Source organism: Butyricimonas sp. Marseille-P3923, from assembly GCF_900184685.1.
GTDB classification, from domain to species: domain Bacteria; phylum Bacteroidota; class Bacteroidia; order Bacteroidales; family Marinifilaceae; genus Butyricimonas; species Butyricimonas muris.
This window is the reverse complement of sequence record NZ_FXXL01000007.1, coordinates 505,312-529,226: the sequence shown is the minus strand read 5'-3', so window position 1 is coordinate 529,226 and position 23,915 is coordinate 505,312. Positions and strand designations below refer to the sequence as shown.

Annotated in this window: 23 protein-coding genes; 8 read left to right on the top strand and 15 right to left on the bottom strand. The window is 42.1% G+C overall.

What is annotated here, in order from left to right; translation table 11 throughout:
* Window positions 1-129 precede the first annotated feature (129 nt).
* The gene (locus CS948_RS13740; protein ID WP_141560954.1) at window positions 130-3,288 is read right to left on the bottom strand and encodes a hypothetical protein; all 3,159 of its coding nucleotides are present in this window, start codon (window positions 3,286-3,288) and stop codon (window positions 130-132) included.
* Window positions 3,289-3,516: 228 nt separating this feature from the next.
* Window positions 3,517-3,921 carry an immunoglobulin domain-containing protein gene (locus tag CS948_RS13735; RefSeq protein ID WP_099292285.1) on the bottom strand — a complete coding sequence of 135 codons (405 nt, stop codon included), beginning with the start codon at window positions 3,919-3,921 and terminating at the stop codon, window positions 3,517-3,519.
* Between the two features lie 526 nt (window positions 3,922-4,447).
* Between CS948_RS13735 and rplU the strand changes: the two genes are divergently transcribed.
* From rplU to ruvC, 5 genes are all read left to right on the top strand, one after another.
* Window positions 4,448-4,759 (top strand): 50S ribosomal protein L21, encoded by a 312-nt coding sequence (rplU, locus tag CS948_RS13730; protein WP_099292284.1) that lies wholly within the window; start codon window positions 4,448-4,450, stop codon window positions 4,757-4,759.
* Between the two features lie 33 nt (window positions 4,760-4,792).
* The gene (rpmA, locus tag CS948_RS13725; RefSeq protein WP_099292283.1) at window positions 4,793-5,053 is read left to right on the top strand and encodes a 50S ribosomal protein L27; all 261 of its coding nucleotides are present in this window, start codon (window positions 4,793-4,795) and stop codon (window positions 5,051-5,053) included.
* 139 nt (window positions 5,054-5,192) lie between these two features.
* On the top strand, window positions 5,193-6,467 hold the full coding sequence (serS, locus tag CS948_RS13720; RefSeq protein WP_099292282.1) for a serine--tRNA ligase: 1,275 nt from the start codon (window positions 5,193-5,195) through the stop codon (window positions 6,465-6,467).
* Window positions 6,468-6,523: 56 nt separating this feature from the next.
* Complete coding sequence (locus tag CS948_RS13715) at window positions 6,524-6,826, top strand: DUF4286 family protein (RefSeq protein WP_099292281.1); 303 nt, start codon at window positions 6,524-6,526, stop codon at window positions 6,824-6,826.
* A 13-nt stretch (window positions 6,827-6,839) separates the two neighbouring features.
* Window positions 6,840-7,394 carry a crossover junction endodeoxyribonuclease RuvC gene (gene ruvC / locus CS948_RS13710; protein ID WP_099292280.1) on the top strand — a complete coding sequence of 185 codons (555 nt, stop codon included), beginning with the start codon at window positions 6,840-6,842 and terminating at the stop codon, window positions 7,392-7,394.
* Between the two features lie 140 nt (window positions 7,395-7,534).
* Here the strand turns inward: ruvC and CS948_RS13705 are convergent, their stop codons facing one another.
* Entirely contained in the window at window positions 7,535-9,223 is a 1,689-nt protein-coding gene (locus CS948_RS13705) for a tetratricopeptide repeat protein (RefSeq protein ID WP_255302019.1), read from the bottom strand.
* A gap of 146 nt (window positions 9,224-9,369) precedes the next feature.
* Here CS948_RS13705 and CS948_RS13700 point away from each other — a divergent pair, with 146 nt between their 5' ends.
* Together CS948_RS13700 and CS948_RS13695 are read left to right on the top strand one after the other, a co-directional pair.
* Window positions 9,370-10,185: a glycerol acyltransferase gene (locus tag CS948_RS13700; RefSeq protein WP_099292278.1), complete on the top strand. Its 816-nt coding sequence runs from the start codon at window positions 9,370-9,372 to the stop codon at window positions 10,183-10,185.
* A gap of 10 nt (window positions 10,186-10,195) precedes the next feature.
* Entirely contained in the window at window positions 10,196-11,149 is a 954-nt protein-coding gene (locus CS948_RS13695; RefSeq protein ID WP_099292277.1) for a GNAT family N-acyltransferase, read from the top strand.
* On the opposite strand, the gene CS948_RS13690 is transcribed toward CS948_RS13695, so the two are convergent.
* From CS948_RS13690 to CS948_RS13640, 11 genes are all read right to left on the bottom strand, one after another.
* The gene (locus tag CS948_RS13690) at window positions 11,129-11,764 is read right to left on the bottom strand and encodes a LysE family translocator (RefSeq protein ID WP_099292276.1); all 636 of its coding nucleotides are present in this window, start codon (window positions 11,762-11,764) and stop codon (window positions 11,129-11,131) included. The two genes, CS948_RS13695 and CS948_RS13690, sit on opposite strands and share 21 nt — an antisense overlap.
* A gap of 171 nt (window positions 11,765-11,935) precedes the next feature.
* Entirely contained in the window at window positions 11,936-13,276 is a 1,341-nt protein-coding gene (locus CS948_RS13685) for a PhoH family protein (protein WP_099292275.1), read from the bottom strand.
* A gap of 71 nt (window positions 13,277-13,347) precedes the next feature.
* Window positions 13,348-14,721: a signal peptidase I gene (gene lepB, locus CS948_RS13680; RefSeq protein WP_099292274.1), complete on the bottom strand. Its 1,374-nt coding sequence runs from the start codon at window positions 14,719-14,721 to the stop codon at window positions 13,348-13,350.
* Between the two features lie 24 nt (window positions 14,722-14,745).
* The gene (gene dapB, locus CS948_RS13675; protein WP_099294517.1) at window positions 14,746-15,477 is read right to left on the bottom strand and encodes a 4-hydroxy-tetrahydrodipicolinate reductase; all 732 of its coding nucleotides are present in this window, start codon (window positions 15,475-15,477) and stop codon (window positions 14,746-14,748) included.
* Window positions 15,478-15,578: 101 nt separating this feature from the next.
* Window positions 15,579-15,932 (bottom strand): 50S ribosomal protein L20, encoded by a 354-nt coding sequence (gene rplT / locus CS948_RS13670; protein WP_099292273.1) that lies wholly within the window; start codon window positions 15,930-15,932, stop codon window positions 15,579-15,581.
* A 90-nt stretch (window positions 15,933-16,022) separates the two neighbouring features.
* Window positions 16,023-16,217 carry a 50S ribosomal protein L35 gene (gene rpmI, locus CS948_RS13665; protein ID WP_099292272.1) on the bottom strand — a complete coding sequence of 65 codons (195 nt, stop codon included), beginning with the start codon at window positions 16,215-16,217 and terminating at the stop codon, window positions 16,023-16,025.
* A 113-nt stretch (window positions 16,218-16,330) separates the two neighbouring features.
* Window positions 16,331-16,864: a translation initiation factor IF-3 gene (gene infC / locus CS948_RS13660; protein WP_099292271.1), complete on the bottom strand. Its 534-nt coding sequence runs from the start codon at window positions 16,862-16,864 to the stop codon at window positions 16,331-16,333.
* Between the two features lie 29 nt (window positions 16,865-16,893).
* A complete protein-coding gene (gene thrS / locus CS948_RS13655; RefSeq protein WP_099292270.1) occupies window positions 16,894-18,852 on the bottom strand; it encodes a threonine--tRNA ligase in 1,959 nt (652 codons plus the stop codon).
* Window positions 18,853-18,984: 132 nt separating this feature from the next.
* The gene (locus tag CS948_RS13650) at window positions 18,985-19,839 is read right to left on the bottom strand and encodes an Rpn family recombination-promoting nuclease/putative transposase (protein WP_099292269.1); all 855 of its coding nucleotides are present in this window, start codon (window positions 19,837-19,839) and stop codon (window positions 18,985-18,987) included.
* Window positions 19,840-20,015: 176 nt separating this feature from the next.
* Window positions 20,016-20,675: a hypothetical protein gene (locus tag CS948_RS13645; RefSeq protein WP_099292268.1), complete on the bottom strand. Its 660-nt coding sequence runs from the start codon at window positions 20,673-20,675 to the stop codon at window positions 20,016-20,018.
* 63 nt (window positions 20,676-20,738) lie between these two features.
* Complete coding sequence (locus CS948_RS13640) at window positions 20,739-21,491, bottom strand: hypothetical protein (RefSeq protein WP_099292267.1); 753 nt, start codon at window positions 21,489-21,491, stop codon at window positions 20,739-20,741.
* A 264-nt stretch (window positions 21,492-21,755) separates the two neighbouring features.
* On the opposite strand from CS948_RS13640, the gene CS948_RS13635 reads away from it, so the two are divergent.
* Window positions 21,756-22,955: a TlpA disulfide reductase family protein gene (locus CS948_RS13635; protein ID WP_176555057.1), complete on the top strand. Its 1,200-nt coding sequence runs from the start codon at window positions 21,756-21,758 to the stop codon at window positions 22,953-22,955.
* Window positions 22,956-23,218: 263 nt separating this feature from the next.
* Here the strand turns inward: CS948_RS13635 and CS948_RS13630 are convergent, their stop codons facing one another.
* A complete protein-coding gene (locus tag CS948_RS13630; RefSeq protein WP_099292265.1) occupies window positions 23,219-23,854 on the bottom strand; it encodes a redox-sensing transcriptional repressor Rex in 636 nt (211 codons plus the stop codon).
* Window positions 23,855-23,915 lie beyond the last annotated feature (61 nt).

Sequence of the window (23,915 nt, the reverse complement as noted above, 5' to 3'; positions counted from 1 at the left end):
CACGATTCTCTATCCTACACACTCGTGCCATATTTTCAGTCTCGAATAATTAATTAACAACAACTTCGCTTCACTTGAATAACGTGAAGCGAAGTATAATATAAACTTTTCCAACGATAATACAGACTATTATTTCTGAACTTTAACCCACTTTATGGCATCAGCAACGACAACTTGCGGATCACTATCTTTGTCAGCGGAATTACGTTTACGATCCCTGTCACTCAATGTCACCCTTCCCTTCCCGTGGAAATCAAAAACACCCAAGGACAACCATCCCCCATCATCCTTACTCATAGAAAGCACAACCTCGTGTTCTTCCTTCCCGTCAAATACGGTATAATAGTACTCCCTTAAGAAATCACTGATTCTGTTTCTTTCAAAAGGTTGATAACAAAATACCTCGTATGCTCCCTCGGGTAAATCGGCTTCCCACTGTACTTTTTGATTACCCTTACCCCCGAATTTAAAATACGCTCCTTTCACGGGAAAACCATACCCCTCTTTATTGATCGTAAAACCCCAGTGCTCAGCAGGGGCAAATGCGTAATATTTGGCGCGTGTTTCAACTTGCCCGAAGAAAGAAGCTATATTAAACTTTCTAGTTTCAAGGATCGTGAATCCAGGGTCAGAGTCATCCACGACAACCTCATTTTCGTTCCCCGTTAAAAACGAGGTTGAATCGAGGGGTAAATACCACGTGGTTGTATCAGTATAAACATCTCTTCTCTCGTTCGATAATTCTACATATCCCGGAACATTCAAAGATAGCAATGTATTGACATTAAAATTAATAACATTTGATACTCGCATCTTTATCGCTCGTCCCTCTCCAGCAGGAATGATCCATCCCGGATGGTCACCATTTATCTTGATGATACCCGGAACTTTACCCCGGTTAAATACCTTGAAATCGAATGTACTACAACCTCTCTCACCTCTTACAGAAATGGTACGCCCGTCTATCTCGAAAAGAGGTAACTCGTTACTTCTAAACCAGTTCACAACAATGGAGTCGAGCCTAACGTTAAAACGGGCAAAGATTTCTTGCGAGAAATCCTCAAAGATTGCTTCCTCGAAAAGGTGTTGTTTGAGAAAATCGTGATAAGCCTTGTTAAATTCTTTTTTTCCAATTTGGATCGCCAGCAAGGCGTTTAATTCCGCACATTTTTTACGAATGATCTTATCAAGCAGTTCCTGAGATAACAATGGATCGTTTAATGCCTCTTCCAGACTATGGTCTTTCAAGTAATCAACGATATAATATTCGACCTTCGCCTCATTCGTCCCATGTTTCCAAATTAATTCGGGATAAAAAGTCAAGAACAAGACATCATTAATCAAGGGGCACTCATCAGAGTAAACGAAACTCGTGTTACCCATACCGCTTGATTCCAGACCATAACTTCCCCGCTCAAACAGTTGAAATTCATTATCAAACCATAATTGAGTTTCTGGTTCTTCGTACGATCGTAATTGAGTTTTCAATTTCTTGTTGTCAGAAAAGAAAGACATATCCACCGAGTATTTCTTTTCCGGAAGAAATATCATTCCCCCTTGCACCCTTTCTCCCTCCTGCAAGGCCTTCCCCGTGAACACATGAAAAGCACACGGCACTTCCACTATGGTGATCCAACTGTAAGGATATTGTAGTGTGGGATCAACGGCAATTTTATTCATCATGCGTTTTACGGCATAATTGTTATTATTACCATAAAATCCTATTGAAACTTTAGCACTTTCGATTATGTCCGACCACTCCTCCTTGGGAATATTATTGTAAATGTCGAGCATATACTCGTGTCCGGGCAAGTAAAACAGTTCCACTCTCGTCGGGTTTTCATCCTTTGCTGGTTTCGGCCTTTTAAAGTCAGTAATTGATTCGTCCCATTCCCATTTTTTCTCATCACTACCGACCACGATCTCCCGTTTCTTGTAGTTACCGACGCAAAGGCTGATTCCCTTCATGTCATGCTCGAACGTGAACGTCGTCTTCCCGAGCGTTTCCCGATTCGCCTCTCCCTGGCATATTGCCACCAGATTCGGATTATGTCCCACTTCCAGCTTGTAACGGGTAAACATGGCTCGTCTGAAACCGGATGCATCGTAGGGAGGCACACTGACCGGGTACCAAGCACATTCCGGCGTGAGTAATTTGTACCCTTTCTCGCAAAATGCGGGACTATAACCGAAATGGTAAATATCAATCGTGTTCACTGCCGGGGAAGCATACTTCTCTTCCGGGGTATCGAGAAAACAAAAACTATTGTCGATTTTCCCCTCGTATTTCACGATCACTTCTTTTGTCTCGCCGGGAGATACCTTCCAGTCCGCAAGAAGCACTTGCAGTTCACGCTGGTACTTGATATTTTCCCCGTCTACGGTAACCGAGGAGATCACAAGTCCGGGATTCAGGTAAAGAATCAAGGGAAGTTCCTCGTCATCCTTGTTTTCTACAGTCATTCGGCTGGTCACGGCAATTCCCCCGTTTTCCGTTTCTTTCAAATGAAGTTTGTTATCCACTATTTTTAATACCTTTTTCTGGTAATATCTCGAATAAACTTCCCAGAACGCTTCCCGTTTGTCGTTACTGGATTGAAAACCATGAAAAACCGCAAAACCTACAGCAAAAAACAACGGGAATAGTGCTACCCACGCTAACCGAGATACCATTCGCATGTCATTAGGAATCCGAGGATAAAAAAACACGGCAAAAACTGCAAAAATGATACCTAAAAACAAGATAAAGCCCCGTTGTAACAAATAACTCGTGAGATTCACGTGTCCAGTGAAATCGGAAAACATGTTGGGAATCCTCGTTGCCAACGGGTCAAATAAACCGTTTAACCACACAGAACCGGGAAGGGTCAACACGCCAAGAATAGCTGTCAAAAGGATTACACTCAAACCCTGATTTTTCGTTAGTCTTACTACGAGAGTCGAGAGCCCCAAACAAAAGACCAAAGTCGGGAGGTTCAACGTCAACCAATAAAAGAAGTAATACCTGATGTTAAACACATTGGAATAAAAAAGAAGATTCAGCAAACCACAAAAGACGAAGCTCAACACGTTGACTATCGAAAAGGCAAGGAATTTTCCCACGACATTCCCTATCGAACTTTCTGAATTCCCCTGCGGGTGAACATTCAAAGCATCTATGGTATCCATATGGGATAATCTCGTGTCATTAATAACGAGTATTGTCACAAAAAAAAGTTGCAATATATTGAACAAGTAAGCACTCCGGAAAGGCATAGACGAAGGTAACGCCTGGGATACCCATTCCATTGGAGGTTGCTTTAAAAGTTGATCGAGACTTTCAACATGGAATAAAGCAGATAACGACGTGAACATGTAAAGAACAATTCCCACCATCCCAAGAATAGCAAACATCAAAAAAATAATATTCCGTCGGACACGTTTGAACCCGTATAAAGTTTCAATAAAGATATGATTACCGCACATAATACTCATATATAAATTCTTGTTGATAAACTGAGTGGGATTATTCTTTTATCACGGCAATTTAACAGTTAGTTTCGCCGTTGATGTAACATATCCATAAGCGTTTTTGAATTGTACGCTATAGTTTCCATCATCTTCTGGATATACCTCTTCTATTACGAGTGTTGCAGTATAATCTTTAAAAGTAGAATAACACCAAACTCCCATTGAAATTTCAACACCATTCTTAAACCACGTAACTGAACTGACGGCTGTCGAAACTGTAGCCTTAAAAACAGCAACATCCCCTTTAACAACAATTACATCTTGGAGATGCTTGAGTATTTTAGGTGCCTCACCAACAAATGCTACTCCTTCTTGAGAATTTATACTATATTGCTCCACAATTTGATCTTCTCCACTGAATCCCGTCAATCCTAAAAATAATATGATGACAAAAACAATTCTCTTTTTCATGTTATTTGTATTTTAAATTAGTAAATAATTAGTATTACAAAAATATTAAAATAAATTCATATATCAAAGAATTTACCCTATTTTTAAAAAGATTAAAAAATAGTTCATTAGGCAATATAGTATATTTTTAGCTATTTTGAAAATCATCAAATTTAAAAGAATAATTTTCCATATATCGGCAATATACTAAATACTTCTTCGTATTTTGATAAAATTCAAGCAAACACACAAAACTAATCATAATATCATTATTTTCTTGAATTACCATTCTTGATTTCGACCCGCTTCATGATATTAGCAATAATATCTCACTACCATTCACGACATTTTACCTTTAATTATTCAATATCCACTTAAAAATACGAATCCAAAGAATTTCTATTAAAAACAACACCGTTTTATTCAGTGAAATCTTTGCCGTTTCAAAAACAATTACTACTTTTGCCGAGCGAAAATTTAACCTCAGGGGTACACCAAGTGGAGAAATGCCCACCCCATGGTATTAACTTAAAAATGAATTAGAACAATGTACGCAATTGTAGAAATCGCAGGACAACAATTCAAAGTTGAAAAAGACCGTAAAGTCTATGTTCACAGACTGGCTGCAGAAGAAGGTTCTCAAGTAGAATTTGACAAAGTATTTTTAGTGGACAACGAAGGAGATATCAAAATCGGTACTCCAATTGTAGAAGGAGCCAAAGTTACGGCAAAAGTATTATCTCACTTGAAAGCTGACAAAGTAATCATCTTCAAGAAAAAGAGAAGAAAAGGATACTGCAAAAAGAACGGTCATCGTCAATGTATGACTCAAATTCAGATCGAAACGATCAACGCTTAATTTATTTTGTAACTTCTAAAATTATAAGACGATATGGCACACAAGAAAGGAGTCGGTAGCTCTAAGAACGGTCGTGAATCAGAAAGCAAACGATTAGGAGTAAAGATTTTCGGCGGACAATTCGCCAAGGCTGGTAGTATTATTGTTCGTCAAAGAGGAACTGTACACAACCCCGGATTGAACGTGGGATTAGGTAGAGATCATACCTTGTTCGCATTGATCGACGGAAAAGTTGTTTTCAAAAAGAAACAAGACAACAAATCGTACGTTTCTGTTGAAGCTATTGCCGAGTAAACAGAAAAATGAACATATTTCGAACTCCTGTCCTTGGTAAAGTACAGGAGTTTTTTTATTTTTACACCCCGGAACAACGGTATCCTCAAAAGCCTTTTGTTCCCGTAATCTAAAATCTAAAACCTAAAATTAAGACGGGATGCTAAACCTTAAATTTATTCAGGAAAACAAAGAAACGGTGATTCGTAAATTAGCCGTCAAAAACTTTGATGCCAAGGAATTAGTAGAAAAAATCATCTCTCTTGACAACGAGAGAAAAAACCTTCAAAAAGAATCAGACGATAAACAAGCCGAAATGAATAGCATCTCGAAACAAATCGGCTCGTTGATGAAAGAAGGAAAAAAAGAGGAAGCGGAAACTGCCCGTGCAAACACCACCCGTTTGAAAGAGGAAATCGCCGCGTTGACAACCAAGCACAACGAAACGCTGAACGAGTTGAACACGCTCATCGTGCGCCTGCCGAACCTTCCCCACGACTCCGTACCTCCCGGCAAAAGCGATGCCGACAACGTGATCGTGAAAGTATGCGACAACGTGCCCGCCCACGAGGAAGGACAACTCCCCCACTGGGAGCTGGCAAAGAAATATCAATTAATCGATTTCGAGGTAGGTGTAAAAATCACCGGAGCCGGATTCCCCGTGTACAAAGGATTGGGAGCCCGTTTGCAAAGAGCCTTAATCTATTTCTTTCTGGAGGAAAACATCAAAGCCGGGTTCGAGGAAGTACAACCGCCCCTCGTGGTGAATGAAGATTCCGGCTTCGGAACCGGACAATTACCCGATAAGGACGGACAAATGTATTACGTGAACGAGGATAAACTTTACCTTATCCCGACGGCAGAAGTTCCGGTAACGAACCTTTACCGGGATGTTATTCTTGACGCAGACCAGTTGCCGGTAAAAAACACTGCCTATTCGGCTTGTTTCCGCCGGGAAGCGGGTTCATACGGTAAGGACGTGCGCGGATTGAATCGTCTGCACCAGTTCGATAAAGTGGAAATCGTGCAAATCACTCGCCCGGAAGCGTCTTACGAGGCTCTGGACGGTATGGTAAAACACGTGGAAGGCTTGTTGCAAAAACTGGAACTACCTTACCGTATCGTTCGGTTGTGCGGTGGTGACCTGAGTTTCACGTCTGCCCTAACTTACGATTTCGAGGTATATTCCAAAGCCCAGAATCGTTGGTTGGAAGTCAGTTCCGTTTCCAATTTCGAGGAATACCAAGCGAATCGCTTGAAACTGCGTTTCCGGGACAAAGGAGAGAAGAAAACCATCATGGCTCACACGCTTAACGGCAGTGCGCTGGCTCTGCCGAGAATCGTGGCTTCCTTGCTGGAAAATAACCAAACACCGGAAGGCATCCGTGTACCCGACGTTTTACGCGGATTCATGGGTACGGACTATATCAGATAATAATCAATTTAGGACGTGACCGTAGCGGTCACGTCCTAAATTTCACCTCGATACCTATGCGTTTTATCTACAACACAACATTCCACGTCGAAGAAGAAATAGAGGGTGCATTCAGAAAAGCCATCCACGAATTTTATATTCCTTTCGTCAAAACCAAAGGAGTATGCTGTGACGTTCTGTTCACCAGAATACTGGTAAATGAAGAGGATGGGAAATCATTCTCCCTGCAACTCGTTTTCTCCGTTGCAGACGATTACGCTGTTTTCATGGAACTATACAAAGAAAAATTACTGGGTGTATTGACTGAAATGTTTGGAGAAAAAATGCTTCATTTCAGCACCACGCTGGAAGAAGTATAGAAATCTAAAGGATATGGAAAAACTAATCATGGGCATCGATCCCGGAACTAATTTCATGGGATACGCGATTCTCCGCACTACCGGAAAGAACAGCAGACCCGAACTTGTCGTGTCCGGAGTCGTGGACATGAAGAAACTGGGTGATCCATACCTGAAGTTACAACGGGTATTCCAAAGAACCCTGCAAGTCATCGACTCCTATCACCCGGACGAATTAGCCATTGAATCACAGTTTTACGGGAAAAACATCCAATCCATGCTCAAGTTGGGACGCGCGCAAGGCGTGGCCATAGCTGCCGCACTGCAACGCAACATACCTATCTTCGAGTACGCTCCAAAAAAAATCAAGATGAGCATCACGGGTACAGGAGAGGCATCAAAAGAACAGATCGCCATCCTGTTAGGCAAGTTTATGGTTATGCCCGACACCATTTCGACACTGGACGAAACGGACGCCATCGCCATCGCTTATTGCCACCATATACAAGGCAACCTCCCGACAACAGGCAGTTCCAAATGCAAAGACTGGGGAGATTTCATCAAACAGAATCCGGATAAGGTTTTGTAAAGCGATAAATTGCTTTACAAAGTTGCAGGTTACAAGTTGAGCCCTACGGCTCTGCAAGTTGCAGGTTGGCTTTTATACAATAGCAAATAGGGTTATCGCCTTCGCCATAACCCTATTCAACAATGCAAAGTCAAACAATTTTAATCAACAATATTCAAATAAATCGTTTCTTGCGCATAAGGATAAAATTCTCTATCCATCTGAGCTTTTTCTTTCATTCGCGGGTCAAGCTGTATAGCTTTCTGCAAAGCGTCAGCCATGGTCCGCGTATCTTTCAATCTGGCAGCAGCTACAGCCATCAAATAATATTCATCTCCTGTCGTCAAGTTCAAACTCTTAAAAGTCTGTAAAGCGGCACGATTGTCATTAGCCATCAATTGCGCGTAAGCAAGATTTACATCAGGCATTGCCTTCAAGTAGGGAATAGCCTTGTTATACTCGCCTTGCTGCAATAACAACATACCTAAATTGTACTTGGCCTCTTTCTTGATAGATGCTTTGGAATACATATTTTGGGCTTGCGCATTATTTCCCTCGTTTTGGTACACGATACCCAAATTATTGAACACTTCCGGTTGCTCTTTCATCACGGCAGCCGACTCCAACAACTTCTTGGCTTTCCGGTAATCCTTGTTCCGGATAGCCATAGCGGCCAAATCATTCAATAAACTCACGTCAGTCTGTGCAGACAACACTGAATTTTCCTGTAATTGAGGTACATAATAAGCAGTTGCCTGATTCTCTACCTGTATAACAGCAGGCATCGTGTAGAATATAAAGAAGTCAGCACGACGAAGAACAGGAAGAACAACATCTTTCAACTCCGGAACCGATTTGATATATGAATCAAGAATAGCTGCACGTTTTGCCAAACTCGGGGCAGCCTTCAAATCTTTCACGATCGCGGCTTTATTCCGTATATTAGAGTCATCCAACAACAGATACAAACCATCCCAGTTCTCGTCTACCAAATTAGACACGATAAGTTTGGAATCCTTTGCCACCGGAGTATTTGCCAGAGCAAGGTCTTTCTCGAAGAAAGACTTGGCAGCCTTGAAACGGTTCGTCGTCAGATTCTTGTTCAATCTCTCCGGTCCTTCAGGAGAACTGGAAACATACATGACCATCTCCGTGATCTTGGCATCCTTATTAGCCAACACTTCTTTCATAACCTTGGCGGCCTGCGTCATCACGGTTGATTTCTTTTGCGCGTCCGTGATCACGGATTGAGATAACGGGAACAATACATAACCGCTGACCACACCTACGCCCGTGGCGGGAACATCTTTCACGAATGTTTCGGTAAACAACGGTATCGCGTTAGGATTATTAGGTAAGGAATAAGCGTAAGTTTTCCACTCTTTCACCCCGTTCGTGTTCAATATAGCAGGAGTCAAAGTAACGCTCTTGTTCTTCATAATTGCCTCGATATCAGCGATTAGCACGCCTTTCTGCATACCGTCACGGTACGGGAAAGACAAATTATAAGTTGCCATCGTATTACCCTTGTACTCTACCACGGGATAATCCGTCCCTTTCACTTTCTCTCCTTGGAAATAAAGTGGTGCCATAGCCTCTTCTCCACCGGGATATTGCATCTTGGGAGTCACTTTCAAAATTAACTTCTTATAAAACTGCTTGGGAGCGAAAGCAATATTATAATTAAAATTCACCGTTCCATCCACCGCTGTCAACTGCTGAGGTGAGACCTTCCCCACTACTGCCGTTTCGATGGCTTCTCTCTCTAACTTCTTCATGGTATTACACCCCACCATCAAGAAAGAAAGCATCAAAATAACTCCACTACTTATCAAAGATAATTTTTTCATAGTTCTCTTTTTTTGCGTTCAACTTATTCCATTCATTAAAAATGTTCATATTTTTCAATTCATATCCTCTATAACGAATTTTATTGAATAAGGTTTTTTATCTTTGTCAAAACTTTTGAAGTAAGAGAGAGCAATTCACAATAATTATGGAAGAAACTGTTAAACCGATATACATTGAACAACTTTTTAAGAGCAAAAATCCAAAATTAGCACGCTGGATTCCTAAATTCGTTTATTCATTCTTAAAAAGATTAATTTGCCAGGACCAAATCAACGATTTTATCTCGAAATACGGGGACCGCAAGGGACTCGATTTCGCTGACGGAGTCATGGAATACCTTGACTTATCCTTTAAAATCGAGGGAGAAGAAAACCTTCCCGCTCCCAACGGACGATACATATTCGCCGCCAACCACGTTCTCGGCGGTCCGGACGGAATTATACTGATCTCTTATTTAGGTAGAAAATACAGTCCGTTAAAATTCCCGGTAAACGACTTGTTGATGAACTTGAAGAACTTGAACAACATCTTCCTGCCCGTCAACAAGCACGGGGCTCTGGCAAAAGAAGCCGCTGCTGATCTCGAAAACGCTTTCGCTTCCGACGCGCAAATAATCACCTTCCCGGCAGGGATGGTCAGCCGTAAGACCAAGGGGGTAATCATTGATCCCGAGTGGCAAAAGAGCTTTATCGTGAAAGCCGTGAAATACCAACGCGATATTGTCCCGATACACGTGAAAGGCGAGAACTCCAAGTTCTTCTACAACCTCGCTAACTTCAGAAAAAAAATAGGCTTGAAAGTAAACCTCGAAATGATGTGCCTCCCCAAGGAAACATTCAATAAAAAAGGTTCTACTTTTACATTAAGTATAGGTAAACCCATCCCGTGGGAAACGTTCGATAAAAGTAAGACTCCCAAAGAGTGGGCAGCAGAAGTGAAAAAAAACGTATATAGTTTATAGATTCAAAATTATGCAACCAGTTATTTATCCTGTCGATAAAGCAAAATTGCTAGCTGAATTAACGGAAGAAAGATTTATCCGGAAAACCAATAAAGGCAATAATGAAATATACTCGTTCAATGCCTTCAACAGTCCCAACCTCATGAGAGAGGTCGGACGGTTACGTGAATTGACTTTCAGGACAGCGGGGGGCGGGACAGGAAAAGAAGTAGATATAGACCCGTTCGACGTGGATGAACAGGTACCCTATCAGCAACTTATCGTGTGGGACCCGAAAGAGCAGGAAATACTGGGTGGCTACCGTTATATCCTTTGTGACAACCTCTCTCTGAACGCGGAGGGAGAGCCCAATCTCGCGACCACGGAGTTATTCCGTTTTTCAGAGCGATTCAAAAAGGAGTACCTCACCAAGATGATTGAACTCGGACGCTCTTTCGTTCAACCTTTGTATCAATCCACCAAAATGGGACGGAAATCCCTTTTTGCCTTGGATAATCTATGGGACGGATTGGGAGCCCTTACCGTGGAGAACCCGGAGATGGAATACTTCTTCGGTAAAGTCACCATGTACACCAGCTTCAACATAAAAGCCCGCGACATGATACTTTTCTTCATGCGCAAGTATTTTAAAGACAACGAAGGATTGGTTGAACCTATCGTTCCTTTGGAAATACATATCGACGATAGAAAACTCGGCAGCATCCTCTGCGGGAACAGTTACGAGGAAGATTACAAGATACTTTCCCGTTACGTGCGTGAACAAGGGGAAAACATACCCCCTCTCGTGAATGCCTACATGAGCCTGTCGCCCTCGATGAAATCATTCGGTACGGCGATAAACCCGGGATTCGGCGGTGTGGAAGAAACAGCTATTTTAATTAAAATAGCCGACGTCTACGATACGAAAAAAGCGCGTCATATTTCAACATATATCCCCCGCATATTACGCTTGAGGAAGTTCTGAGCCCACGGTCACGAAGATCAAACTGATACCGATAGCGAAATACACCAACGACTCGATGATATGCATAATCAACGAGAAACGGTTGTTTTGCATCAAACGACGGGATAACCGGTCTGCCAACAAAGCAACCAGCGAGAATATAACGATAGCCTGTGCCATAAAAAGCACGCCCAGCAACAGAAATTCACCTGCCGGATTCTCCGTTGCCGGATTGACGAATCCGGGAAAAAACGCTATAAAAAACACGAGAACCTTGGGGTTCAAGACATTCATCAGAATACCCTTGCGGTATAGCTTGTATTCCGCACCCCCGGCAGCAGGCAACTCCATCGAGTTCTCATTACGATGAATAAAAGACTTGATACCCAAATAGATTAAATACCCCGCCCCTAGATACTTCAGCACGGCAAAGGCTACCGGAGATTTGTACAGAATCAAGGAAAGTCCCAAACTCACTGCCGCCGTGTGAACGATCAACCCGGTACACAACCCGCAAGCAAAAATGATTCCCGCCTTTTTTCCCCGGATAATACTTTGTGTTATCACGAACAAAATATCGGGTCCCGGCATCAATGTCAACAGAATTGCCGCACCCAGAAATCCCAATATATTCATAAAATGAGTCTATAAAGTTCATAAAGTTTATAAGGTTTATAAAGTGACGGGTGTCCTTCGGACTATATTTATCGACAGCTAAAGCTGTCGTGGACAAAGCGCCCCGCAGGGGGCTATGAACCTTATAAACTTTATGAACTTTATAAACCTTATAAACTACTAATTCGACTATTACAACAAGTTACTAGCCACCTCTGCAAGGTAACTCCGTTCCCCTTTCTCCAGATGCACGTGGGCGAAAATCTCTTGTCCCTGCATCCGGTCGAACAGATGTGACAAACCGTTAGACTGACGATCCAGATAAGGAGAATCGATCTGATCAATATCTCCCGTGAACACCATCTTCACCCCTTCTCCGGCACGTGTGATAATCGTCTTCACCTCATGCGGGGTAAGGTTCTGGGCTTCGTCAACGATAAAGAACACGTTTGACAAGCTCCGTCCGCGGATGTATGCCAACGCGGAAATAACCAAACGTTCGTCTTTCAACATATCATCAATCAAGCGGTTCTCCTGACTATGCATATTATAACGATGCTTGATAACCGCCAGATTATCGAATAGAGGCTGCATATAAGGACCTACTTTCTCGTTCACGTCACCCGGTAAATACCCTAAATCCCTATTGGATAATGCCACGATAGGACGAGCCAGATAAATCTGCTCGAAAGCCTTATTTTGTTGCAATGCCGCCGCTAACGCCAACAATGTCTTACCCGTTCCCGCCTTACCACTCAAGGCAACAAGGGATATATTCGGGTTCATCAATGCATCCAACGCGAATGCCTGCTCCGAGTTCTTCGGATAGATACCGAAAGTATTCAACTTCTCCACTTTCCGCACAACTCTCCGCGTAGGATCATAACAGGCCAGAACGGAATTACTGCCGTTCTTTAATATGTAATAATTATTTCCTTTAATATCCTCTTTCGGGAAGAACGTTTCCACCGGAACCCCGGCTTCCCCGCTCTCGTAAAGTTTGGCGATCAAGTCTTGCGAGAAATCCTCTTTCGTGATCACGCACTTGCTCAACGACACTTCCAAATTCTTCACTTGATCCGTCTTATAGTCCTCTGCCAAAATATCCAGAGACCTCGCTTTCATCCTCAAATTCATATCTTTCGACACCAAAACAACCTTTTCACCCTTCCTCTTCTCTGTAATATAAGCGGCAATAGCCAATATCCTGTGATCCGGAATATCCTCACTGAACGACTCGTTTATCTTCTCGTTAAACGGCACTCCCGTCTGGATAAAAAGATTTCCTTTGCCTTTACCCAAAGAAGCTCCTTTAACAAAGAAATCCTCCCCCGAAATCTGATCCAATTCCCGCGCAAACTCCCGCGCGTGGTAATTAATCTGGTCATTTCCCCGTTTGAATTTATCCAACTCTTCAAGTACCGTTATTGGGATAACGATATCATTATCCTCGAAATTGTAAATCGATCTATAATCATGAAGGATAACGTTCGTATCTAATACAAATGTCTTTTTAGTTTTACTCTTTGCCATAATTGTAGTATTTCAAAACACTGACAAGTTAATAAATTAATTAACAAAAAAAGCGGCTAAGCCGCTTTTTTTTAATGTATAAACCGGAACATCCTGTTCCATCGTATCTTACCCAAGAAAGATTTATCCTTATCCAAGGAAAGCCAGATGAAATAAGCCTTACCCACGATATGATCTTCGGGCACGAATCCCCAGTAACGGGAGTCCGCCGAATTATGACGATTATCACCCATCATCCAATAGTAATCCATTTTGAAGGTATATTTATCCGCCGGATTCCCGTTTATATAGATAACGGAATCCTTCACTTCCAGCTTATTCTCCTCGTAAGCCCCGATAATACGCTCGTACAAAGGTAAATTCTCGATAGTCAGATCAATCGTTTCCCCCTTCTTCGGAATCGGCAGCGGACCGAAATCATCTCTCGTCCACGGGTAAGCCTCACTATACGGGAACACCTCTCCCCGCTCCGTCTCTCGAGTGACAGAAACCACGTTAGGCATCGCCTTGATCTTCTCCAACATCTCCGGTGTTAAAGGCAACTTATAATTATTATTGTAATATTGAATGTCATCCAAAGCAATCCCCATCTCCTGCAACTTCAATTGATTAAACGGGGAAGTCACCTTAATATAATAATTCAACTGCATGGTAGCGTAATTCTCTTCCTTTTGCCCGTTCACGTATAACACGGCATCTTTCATCTCCAACACATCTCCCGGCATCCCCACGCATCTCTTGATATAGTTTTCCCGTTTATCCACCGGGCGGGCGATGATGTCATACTTTGCCCACATATCCTTACGCACAATAGGTAATGCAAATTCATAAGAAACATCTATCCCTTTCTCCATCTTCGTATCGTAAATCGCTTTCTGTGTTGCACTCCGCAACCTCGAATAATAGTCCGGATTCTCGTTCCCCACGACAACCGTATCCCCCGCTGGGAAATTAAACACGACAATATCATTCCGTTTCACCTTGCCCAACCCGCCGATGCGCTTGTAAGGCCACTGTATTGCCTCGGAATACGCTTTCGTGGATTGCGTGAAAGGTAAGGTATGATGTGTAAAAGGTACTGATAAAGGGGTGTTCGGCAACTTCGGTCCGTAAGCGACCTTACTCACGAACAAATAATCCCCCACGAGCATGGTTTTCTCCATGGAAGACGTCGGGATCGTGTACGCCTCGAAAAAAAACATTCTGATCAGCGTGGCGGCAATAACGGCAAATATCAAAGCATCAATCCACTCGACGGCTTTCGTTTGCTTCTCCACGTTCTTTTTCTTCCAGAATGCCCAATGTACTTTCTTCGAGATATAGATATCAAACAATACAGGTACCCCGATCAGCAACCACCAACTCTGTACCCACAACGTCCACAACAAGTATATAAAAAGAACTATCCCGAACTTAAACCATTTATTTGTCAATACATTTCTCATATCTTCGTTCTTAATTCTAAACTTTTAGTTTTTAACTTTCAACTCCAAAAGATCATCCATCCCGTAAACCCCCTTCTTCCCGGCAAGAAATTCGGCAGCCATCACGGCACCTTGAGCGAAGCCGTCACGGGAAAAGGCGGAATGATATATCTGAATCTCGTCCACTTCCGATTTATACGTCACGGCATGAATACCGGGCACTTCTCCTTCACGCTTTGCCTTGATCGGCAACTCGCCGGCTTTCACCTCTCCTTCATCCAGTTTCCAAGAAGAATATTTCGGGTGTTCCTCTAAAATTCCTTCAGCCAAAGTAATTGCCGTACCACTGGGTGCATCCAGTTTATGTACATGGTGTGTTTCCTCCACGAATACCTTATAATTATCAAACCCCGCCATGGTCTTAGCCAACCATCGGTTCAAGTGAAAGAATATATTCACCCCTATACTGTAATTCGACGCGTAAAAGAACGCCCCCCCCGTCTCGTTGCATAATTCCGTCACTTCGCTCCATCTCTCCAGCCACCCGGTTGTACCGGATACCACGGGAACCCCGTTGCGAAAACACCAGCCGTAATCATCCACGGCAACAGCCGGAGTTGTAAACTCTATCGCCACGTCCGCTTGCTTCAACTGCTCGTCCGTGCACGAAGCCCGATTTGTTTCATCCACGATTAAAACAATCTCGTGCCCACGTTCCCGAGCCAATCGTTCGATAGCTTTTCCCATTCTCCCGTATCCTAGTAATGCAATCTTCATTATTCTAAATAAATAAAATATACCACTGACACGCAAAGGTAACATTTTAATTAAAAAAAAAGGCTACCCGAGGGCAGCCTTTTTCCGATATTTTATAATTACTAAGCTAACTCTTTCACTTTCGCCACTACAGCTTTGAAAGCTTCCGGTTGATTCATAGCCAGATCAGCAAGAACTTTACGGTTCATGTTTACTTCAGCCTTATGAACCAAGCCCATAAATTTGGAGTAAGTTAAACCTTCCATTCTAACCGCGGCATTAATTCTCTGAATCCACAGTGCTCTAAATTCTGATTTTTTCTTCTTTCTGTCACGGTACGCGTACGTCAAACCTTTTTCATACGTGTTTTTAGCAACCGTCCAGACATTTTTTCTTGCACCAAAGTTACCTCTGGTCTGTTTTAAAACCTTTTTTCTACGTGCTCTCGAAGCAACGGCATTTTTAGCTCTTGGCATAATTCTTGTTTTTTTTGAATGTTAGCGTTCTTTTCAGAAACTTGTCAGGCATAACATTCCGGTTAATTACTTTTAATTTAATTTCTTAGATTAGATACAAAGCATCTTTCTCACAGTAGCCATGTTAGTAGAATCAACAATAGCACTATGAGTCAAATTTCTTTTTCTCTTCGTTGCTTTTTTCGTCAAAATATGACTTTTGAAAGCATGTTTTCTTTTAATCTTCCCGGTAGCGGTCAGAACGAATCTTTTCTTCGCGCTACTTACACTCTTCATCTTTGGCATTTGTTCTAAATTTAATTGTGTTTCAGAATATGTAATTATAAAAATCCTTTCAATTCAAATTTTAGATTTTAAATTTTAGATTTCATTCTAAATTCTAAAACCCAAATTCTAAACTATTTTTTAGGAGTAATCATCACAATCATCTTCTTCCCCTCCAACATGGGAGCGGATTCCAATTTACCGTAATCTTCCAAAGCATCGACAAAGCGTTCCAACAATGTAGCCCCTTGATCCTTAAACAAGATAGAGCGTCCCTTGAAAAAAACGTAGGCTTTCACCTTAGCACCCTCTTTCAAGAACTCAATCGCGTGTTTCAACTTGAAATTGAAATCATGATCATCTGTCTGGGGTCCGAAACGAATCTCCTTCACGACCACTTTCACGCTCTTGGCTTTAATCTCTTTCTGCTTTTTCTTCAACTGGTACAGAAACTTACTATAATCAATAATCCTGCACACGGGTGGATCGGCATTGGGAGATATTTCTACCAGATCCGCTCCGGCAGCTTCAGCCATCGCTAAAGCCTCTTTCACGGGATAAACCCCCGGTTCCACGTTTTCACCAACGACTCTCACAGAAGCGGCTCTTATCTGCTCGTTAATTCTGTGCTGTGGCTTGTCACTTTGACCTCTGCCCCTAAATTCCATTGTCCTTGCTATAATTAATCCTCCTTTTATTATTTATTTTCATTGTAGATAGCGTTCAACTGCATCTCTACCTCTTTATTTATCATCTCTGCAAACTCTTCCGTCGACATCGATCCCTTGTCACCTTCACCCTGACGGCGCACGGAAACTTTATTTTCGTTCATTTCCTGCTCCCCGACAATCAACATGTAAGGAATCTTTTTCAACTCGTTATCACGTATCTTCCGACCTATCTTCTCGTTACGGTCGTCTAAAACGGTGCGAATGTCGGAATTATTTAAGAAATTTACAACTTTTTCCGCGTAATCGTTATATTTTTCGCTAATCGGAAGCACTACAACCTGATCCGGGGTCAACCACAAGGGGAATTTACCACCCGTGTGCTCGATCAAAACCGCCACGAAACGCTCCATACTTCCGAACGGCGCGCGGTGGATCATCACCGGACGATGCTTCTGGTTATCGGCACCCGTGTATTCCAAATCGAAACGTTCCGGCAGGTTGTAATCCACTTGAATCGTACCCAATTGCCATTTCCGACCGATAGCGTCTTTCACCATGAAGTCCAACTTCGGACCGTAGAACGCGGCTTCACCCAATTCCACGGTAGTTGTCAGACCTTTCTCGGCAGCAGCCTCGATGATGGCAGTTTCCGCCTTCTCCCAGTTCTCGTCCGAACCGATATATTTCTCCTTGTTATTCGGGTCTCTCAACGATACCTGCGCCGTGAAATTCTCGAAATCCAACGCTTTGAAAATCGTGAATATAATATCAATCACTTTCTTGAACTCCTCCTTCAATTGATCGGGCGTACAGAACAAGTGAGCGTCATCTTGAGTAAAACCGCGTACCCTTGTCAACCCGTGCAATTCACCACTCTGCTCGTAACGATACACCGTACCGAACTCGGCAAAACGCACCGGAAGATCCTTGTACGAGCGGGGCTTAAACTTGTATATCTCGCAATGATGCGGGCAGTTCATCGGTTTCAACATGAACTCCTCGCCTTCTTGCGGCGTGGTGATCACTTGGAAACTATCCTTCCCGTACTTCTGGAAATGCCCGGAAGTCTTGTACAAGTTCACGTTACCGATATGCGGGGTAATTACCTGCTCGTAACCGTATTTCTTCTGTACCTTTCTCAAGAAAGCCTCCAAACGGTCGCGCAACATAGCGCCTTTCGGCAACCACATGGGTAATCCCGAACCCACGGCTTGCGAGAACATGAACAATTCCATCTCCTTGCCTATCTTGCGGTGGTCACGCTTCTTCGCCTCCTCCATCAACACGATCCACTCGTCCAACATCTTCTGCTTCGGGAAAGTGATACCGTAGATACGGGTCAGCATCTTATTGTGCTCGTCCCCTCTCCAGTATGCCCCGGCAACGGATGTCAACTTGATCGCTTTGATATAGGATGTATCGGGCAAGTGCGGTCCGCGACACAAGTCCGTGAAATCCCCCTGACGGTAATACGTGATCGTACCGTCTTCCAAATCATTGATTAACTCAACTTTATATGTTTCGTCGAGGGATGAAAAATGATTCAACGCCTCTTGCTTGCTAACGTCTATCCTGCAATACTCCTCGTTTTTCCTTGCCAACTCCAGCATCTTCTTTTCAATCTCCACTAAATCTTTCTCTTGGATGGCAACACCTTCTCCGGGATCCACGTCATAGTAGAAACCATTCTCGATAGCCGGTCCTATACCGAACTTGATATTCGGGTAAAGAGCCTGCAAAGCTTCTGCCATAAGGTGTGCAGACGAGTGCCAGAAAGCATGGCGTCCCTCTTCGTCGTCCCATGTATACAGCTTAATCTCGGCGTCTGTCGTTATCCCCCGCGTCAAGTCCCACGTGACTCCATTGACGGATATCGACAACACTTCCTTAGCCAGCTTATGGCTAATCGACTTAGCTATGTCCATGCCGGTAACCCCGGACTCGAACTCTTTTACATTCCCATCGGGAAATTTAATCTTTACCATTCTGCTTTCTTTTAGTTATTACTAATTGTAATTTACAAGTTGCAAAAGTACGAAAAAACATCGGAAAAACAACACACGAGTAATAGATTCGATCAGATTTAATCGACTACATTTAAGAAAAATACAAAACTCTTACAACTTCTCAATCTCTTCCATCGACAAGTTCGTACTTTTAACGATAACCTCAATCGGAACTCCCAAGGCTTTCAGGTTTCGGGCTATTTCCATTTTACTCTCTTCTATTCCTTCTGCCCTACCCTTTTTTACAGCCGTTTTCATCACGCTATACCAGTCCCTAAAAACTTTTAAACTATCCTCGTATTCAAATAGTTCCTGTTGGGAAAACCCGGCAATTTCCGCCGCTTTGAAAAGACGTTCGAAAACACGTTCCTGCAATGCCGCCGGACGCTCCATGAGTCCGGAAAGATTCCGCAAAACAAACATCCACTTGTCAAACATCGTTTCCAGCTCCGACTCGGTCTTGTTGAACTTAGGCATTTCCAAGTAAATGAAAGTAAGCTTGTCATAGAATACTTCTTTCGTGCGGGTATCCAGTAATTTTACTTCATGATGGTAATAACCGTCCTTCTCGTCGAAAGTAAAATTAAGGATTCCAATGGTGTAAACCGCTTTTAACTCGTAATCCCAGTTTTTCCCTTTTACCGCCTGTTCCCGAATGGGAAAAGTTGAATAAAACAAACTTCTATCTTTGAAAAACTGCTGCTCTCCCTTTTGCATTTCCACGAGAAATTTCTCGCCCTGTTCATTCTCGCAATACACGTCGAACACGGCACGCCGGTCAATCTCTTGAGTACCGAGGTGTTCCGTATTCAGATAAGTAACATCCTTCACCATCTGTTCCCCGTGCAACAAAGCATTCAGGAAACTGATCAACAAATCTTTGTTCATGTCCGTACCGAACAATTTTTTGAACCCGAAATCCGTGTAAGGATTGATATACCGTTCTTGTAAACCTTCGCTTCCCATGGGCTTTATATTGTTTATTACTCAAACAAAGATAATACAAACTTACAAGAATCATATCTATATTTCGTATTCGAATAAAAAAAAGTACACCTCTCCACGTGACCGAATCACGTGGAGAGCAAGAACACAACAGGCAAGCACTTGCCAACATCTTTTCGAAGCAGATATTATCAGGTTTACAACCCAACACTTCCTCGCCTATCCCTTCGTGACTTTTCTAGATTTTTCTGCTCGTTTATCCTATTTATCTCTTCCCACAACTCAACAGGATCCTTCAACTCTCTTGCCTGATTAACCTCGTAGTTCTCATAAAGCCTCTTGAAATCACAACGATACCCGAACAAATCGTAAGGTGGCACACGCGGGGTTCCCACGCCCAATAGCTTAATCTTAAACCCTTGCATCTCTTTTTCCACTTGTTCTATCTCCTCGAAAGTCAATCCCGGGGCAGAAGCCAACAGAAAACGAATAATCTCGTGCACGCATCCCGTCGAATCGATAATACAAGCTATCGTGAAACTCTGTCCCCTCAACTCAGCCATACGCTCTTTTGAAAAAACTTTCTTGAAAACTTTTTCATCAATCGTCCCTCTTTCCATAAAGGTTATCCTTTTCCCTTTCCTACAATCCATCACACCAGCAAAATCGAACTTATTTTTAACATTCATCAAACAATCTCGCCCCTCCATCACCCGGTAAGATTCGTTCACTAATTTCACAATTGCACTATCCCTTGACAATGTATCCAACACACTCCCAATCGTCCGACTTTGACTCACACCTTTCTGTGCAAAAAACAAACAAAAAACGACACCTAAAAACAAAAAAATCTTCATAACATAAAATGATTTAAAGTGATATATAAAATAAACTATAAAAAATCATCATTCTAATCGATGTTAATTCCTCCATTCACCACTAAATGCAAATTGAAGTAATTGAGGAACATCCCTTCCACCTGGAACAGTGTTACCAATATACGCAGCATAATCTTCCAAAAAATCATAATAGGATATACCGTCATACCCTTCCTCTATTAATTCAAAAGGCATCCCAGCCATCAAATCTCTGATTTCATTTATCCACCTTATATAAGAACCAGGATGATATTTTCCCATTCCTGTATATAGGTCACAATACCTCTCTCCATCACATATATCCCTCAATACTTTAGCCTCAAATTCAAGTAAAATTGCATCATTAACGTAGAAGCCAAAAAGACTTATCCCATAACACAAATCCTGCAAAAAGTGTATATACTCCTCGGGAAAAGCTTCATAAATATCATACACACTTCTAAAAAACATGTCATTTCTTATAGGATCATACGCTCCTAAAGAAAACAAATGATCATCAATAAATATATAAGATATTTTTTCACTAAAAGTTTCATCAAGTCGCAGAAGTACTTGATAATACATCATATACTCTCCTTGAAACATTTCGTTAACAATAGCTCTCAAATAATAATCAGCACTCATATCCCATCCCTCTGCAATCGTGTACAAGTCTGCATAGAATCCACGTGCCAATAAATCTGTGTTTTGCCCTTGATCAACAATTTCATTTTCCAAAAATTCTTCTTGATTACATGCCCACAAATTCATCATGAGCAATAATCCCATTACATAATAAATCGATTTTTTTTTCATAACTTTTAGTTTTTTACTGCTTATTTTCCTATGAGCAGCAATTTAACATCGTGCAATAACCTCCAATTTTACTTTCTATGAAAAGGTTTTCATGAATAAGTTTCACTTGATACGTATTTTTATCACCTCCTCTCTTGTTATTTAACAAATATTTTATTAATAAATGAACGAACAATGCGAAAAAACAGGGTACAAGAATTCACATTTTATTGGAAAACCCAACAAAAAAGCATACTTTTAACCTGTTACAAAAAATCAAGAAGAATGAAAACAATCTACACCATACTCGCGGCATTTCTATGTATTTCAATGATATCATGCGAACAAAAACATACCATTACCGGGTATATCAAGGGAATCGGTAATGATACGATTTACGGAATACACACGAGCCTGCACCCGGATTCGATCAATCGTTACCGGGGAGATACCGAATTACCAAGTTTTAAGACTGTTGCCAAAAACGGGAAATTCACGATCGACTTACCCCTTAACGACTTACAGATGATTCAGCTTATTCCCGGCAAGGGACAAGTTCTTTACCCGGATGGCAACACCTATTGGGCTTCATCCAAAACAATAGATCTCTATATCACACCGAACGAACAAATAAATATTTCAGGTGAATTTTTTCCCGATTATTTATCTTATTCCATATCCGGTTCAGAACTAAATTCACAATTAGCCGAGTACAAAAAAACATACATTCACCTGCTTGTTGAAAACACGAAATGTGATATGGTTTTAGACTCGCTTTTCAAGGAAGATGCCCCACAAACAGAGAAAAATAAAATATACAATCGCTACAAGAAAATCGGGAACGAAATACAAGCACTTAAATATAACTACATAAAACAACACCCCGACAGGGAGGCTTCCGCCATTTACCTTAGCAGCATGGACACGGATAGTGTACCACCTTTATACAACAGCTTGAACCCGAAAATCCGCGACGGAAAATTAAAAAATCGACTTAATCATATCGTGTCATTCTCGACACAGCAAATACAGACCCAACAACGACATAAAGAACTTACGACAGGGAGCATCGCCCCGGATTTCCTTCTCCCCGATACAAACGGGAATCAAATCTCGTTATCTTCCTTCAAGGACAAATACATTATACTTGATTTTTGGGGAAGTTGGTGCGGCTATTGCATCGCCGAATTTCCACATTTAAAGAATTATTACAGGAAATATCACACTTTATTTGAATTCGTGGGAGTATGCTGCAACGACACGAGAGAAAAATGGCTACAAGCCATCAAGAAAAACGATTTACCATGGAAAAATCTATTTTGTTCCCCAGAAATGACAATCACACGAGATTACGGGATTCTCGCCTACCCGTCCCAAGTCATAATCTCCCCGGACAAAAAAATAATTTACATCGGTTCAGGCGTGAATCCGAAATTTTATCAAACACTTGACGAGTTAGCCCGTTCTGCACGTTCCAATATTTAAACAACCCACGACAGCCCGTAAACCTATACCATAGGACGGCTATTAGGCGACTGTTGCCTGACTGTTAGGCGGCATCGCCTACACTTCGCCTACTTATCGCCCACTCTTAGCCCACGTTTTTGCAAAAAATACGCTTATTTAACACACTTGAAAAACATGTCTTCCCATTCTTTTACCCCCCAAACAAACAGCAAACAACATCCACCGGTAGAGATTATCCCCGGCAAAACCCTTGTGACACACCTAACCCGAAGAGATTGAACCTATTCCTGCCCGTGCAATTTATTAAATAGAATCGCCAGATTCGTGTAAATAGTACTATTCTGGACAGCTATATGCGAAGGTACTTTAATGCGCGCGGGGGTAAAATTCCAAATGGCTTTGATTCCCCATGCCACCATTAAATCGGCTACCGCTTGCGCGCAATCTGCCGGAACCGTGATGATTCCGATGGCCACGTTACATTCGGTGGGCATACCGCGGAACTGATCGATATGAAATATCTCCACGTCATTGATTTTAGTGCCGATTTTCGATTTATCCACGTCGAAAGCCTTTTGGATATTCAGACCGAAGTTTCTCAATCCCTTATCTTGCAACAAGGCTCCTCCTAACGAACCGGCTCCCACGAGAAAAGCGTTATTCATCTTATTGAACCCGAGAAAATCATCAAGGATTTCCACGAAATTGTCCACCTCGTACCCCACCCGAGTCTTACCGGATATCCCGGTATGTGATAGATCTTTCGTCACTTGCGTGGCATCAATTTCCATGTATTCGGCTATTCTTGTCGATGACACGTACTTCTCTCCCTGCTTCTGCAAGGTTTTCACGAATGAAAGATAAGCAGGCATCCGCCTGAGTACCGGAACCGGAACTATTTTACTATCGTTAGCCATATATCGTCAATAATTTCGCTGCAAATTTATATCTTTTCATCGAAAACGATGTAAATAATCT

Coding starts and splice junctions, on each gene's coding strand:
- CS948_RS13740 (WP_141560954.1), bottom strand. CDS start 3,288: ATGGAATGGGTATCCCAGGCGTTACCTTCGTCTATGCCTTTCCGGAGT.
- CS948_RS13735 (WP_099292285.1), bottom strand. CDS start 3,921: ATGAAAAAGAGAATTGTTTTTGTCATCATATTATTTTTAGGATTGACG.
- rplU (WP_099292284.1), top strand. CDS start 4,448: ATGTACGCAATTGTAGAAATCGCAGGACAACAATTCAAAGTTGAAAAA.
- rpmA (WP_099292283.1), top strand. CDS start 4,793: ATGGCACACAAGAAAGGAGTCGGTAGCTCTAAGAACGGTCGTGAATCA.
- serS (WP_099292282.1), top strand. CDS start 5,193: ATGCTAAACCTTAAATTTATTCAGGAAAACAAAGAAACGGTGATTCGT.
- CS948_RS13715 (WP_099292281.1), top strand. CDS start 6,524: ATGCGTTTTATCTACAACACAACATTCCACGTCGAAGAAGAAATAGAG.
- ruvC (WP_099292280.1), top strand. CDS start 6,840: ATGGAAAAACTAATCATGGGCATCGATCCCGGAACTAATTTCATGGGA.
- CS948_RS13705 (WP_255302019.1), bottom strand. CDS start 9,223: ATGAAAAAATTATCTTTGATAAGTAGTGGAGTTATTTTGATGCTTTCT.
- CS948_RS13700 (WP_099292278.1), top strand. CDS start 9,370: ATGGAAGAAACTGTTAAACCGATATACATTGAACAACTTTTTAAGAGC.
- CS948_RS13695 (WP_099292277.1), top strand. CDS start 10,196: ATGCAACCAGTTATTTATCCTGTCGATAAAGCAAAATTGCTAGCTGAA.
- CS948_RS13690 (WP_099292276.1), bottom strand. CDS start 11,764: ATGAATATATTGGGATTTCTGGGTGCGGCAATTCTGTTGACATTGATG.
- CS948_RS13685 (WP_099292275.1), bottom strand. CDS start 13,276: ATGGCAAAGAGTAAAACTAAAAAGACATTTGTATTAGATACGAACGTT.
- lepB (WP_099292274.1), bottom strand. CDS start 14,721: ATGAGAAATGTATTGACAAATAAATGGTTTAAGTTCGGGATAGTTCTT.
- dapB (WP_099294517.1), bottom strand. CDS start 15,477: ATGAAGATTGCATTACTAGGATACGGGAGAATGGGAAAAGCTATCGAA.
- rplT (WP_099292273.1), bottom strand. CDS start 15,932: ATGCCAAGAGCTAAAAATGCCGTTGCTTCGAGAGCACGTAGAAAAAAG.
- rpmI (WP_099292272.1), bottom strand. CDS start 16,217: ATGCCAAAGATGAAGAGTGTAAGTAGCGCGAAGAAAAGATTCGTTCTG.
- infC (WP_099292271.1), bottom strand. CDS start 16,864: ATGGAATTTAGGGGCAGAGGTCAAAGTGACAAGCCACAGCACAGAATT.
- thrS (WP_099292270.1), bottom strand. CDS start 18,852: ATGGTAAAGATTAAATTTCCCGATGGGAATGTAAAAGAGTTCGAGTCC.
- CS948_RS13650 (WP_099292269.1), bottom strand. CDS start 19,839: ATGGGAAGCGAAGGTTTACAAGAACGGTATATCAATCCTTACACGGAT.
- CS948_RS13645 (WP_099292268.1), bottom strand. CDS start 20,675: ATGAAGATTTTTTTGTTTTTAGGTGTCGTTTTTTGTTTGTTTTTTGCA.
- CS948_RS13640 (WP_099292267.1), bottom strand. CDS start 21,491: ATGAAAAAAAAATCGATTTATTATGTAATGGGATTATTGCTCATGATG.
- CS948_RS13635 (WP_176555057.1), top strand. CDS start 21,756: ATGAAAACAATCTACACCATACTCGCGGCATTTCTATGTATTTCAATG.
- CS948_RS13630 (WP_099292265.1), bottom strand. CDS start 23,854: ATGGCTAACGATAGTAAAATAGTTCCGGTTCCGGTACTCAGGCGGATG.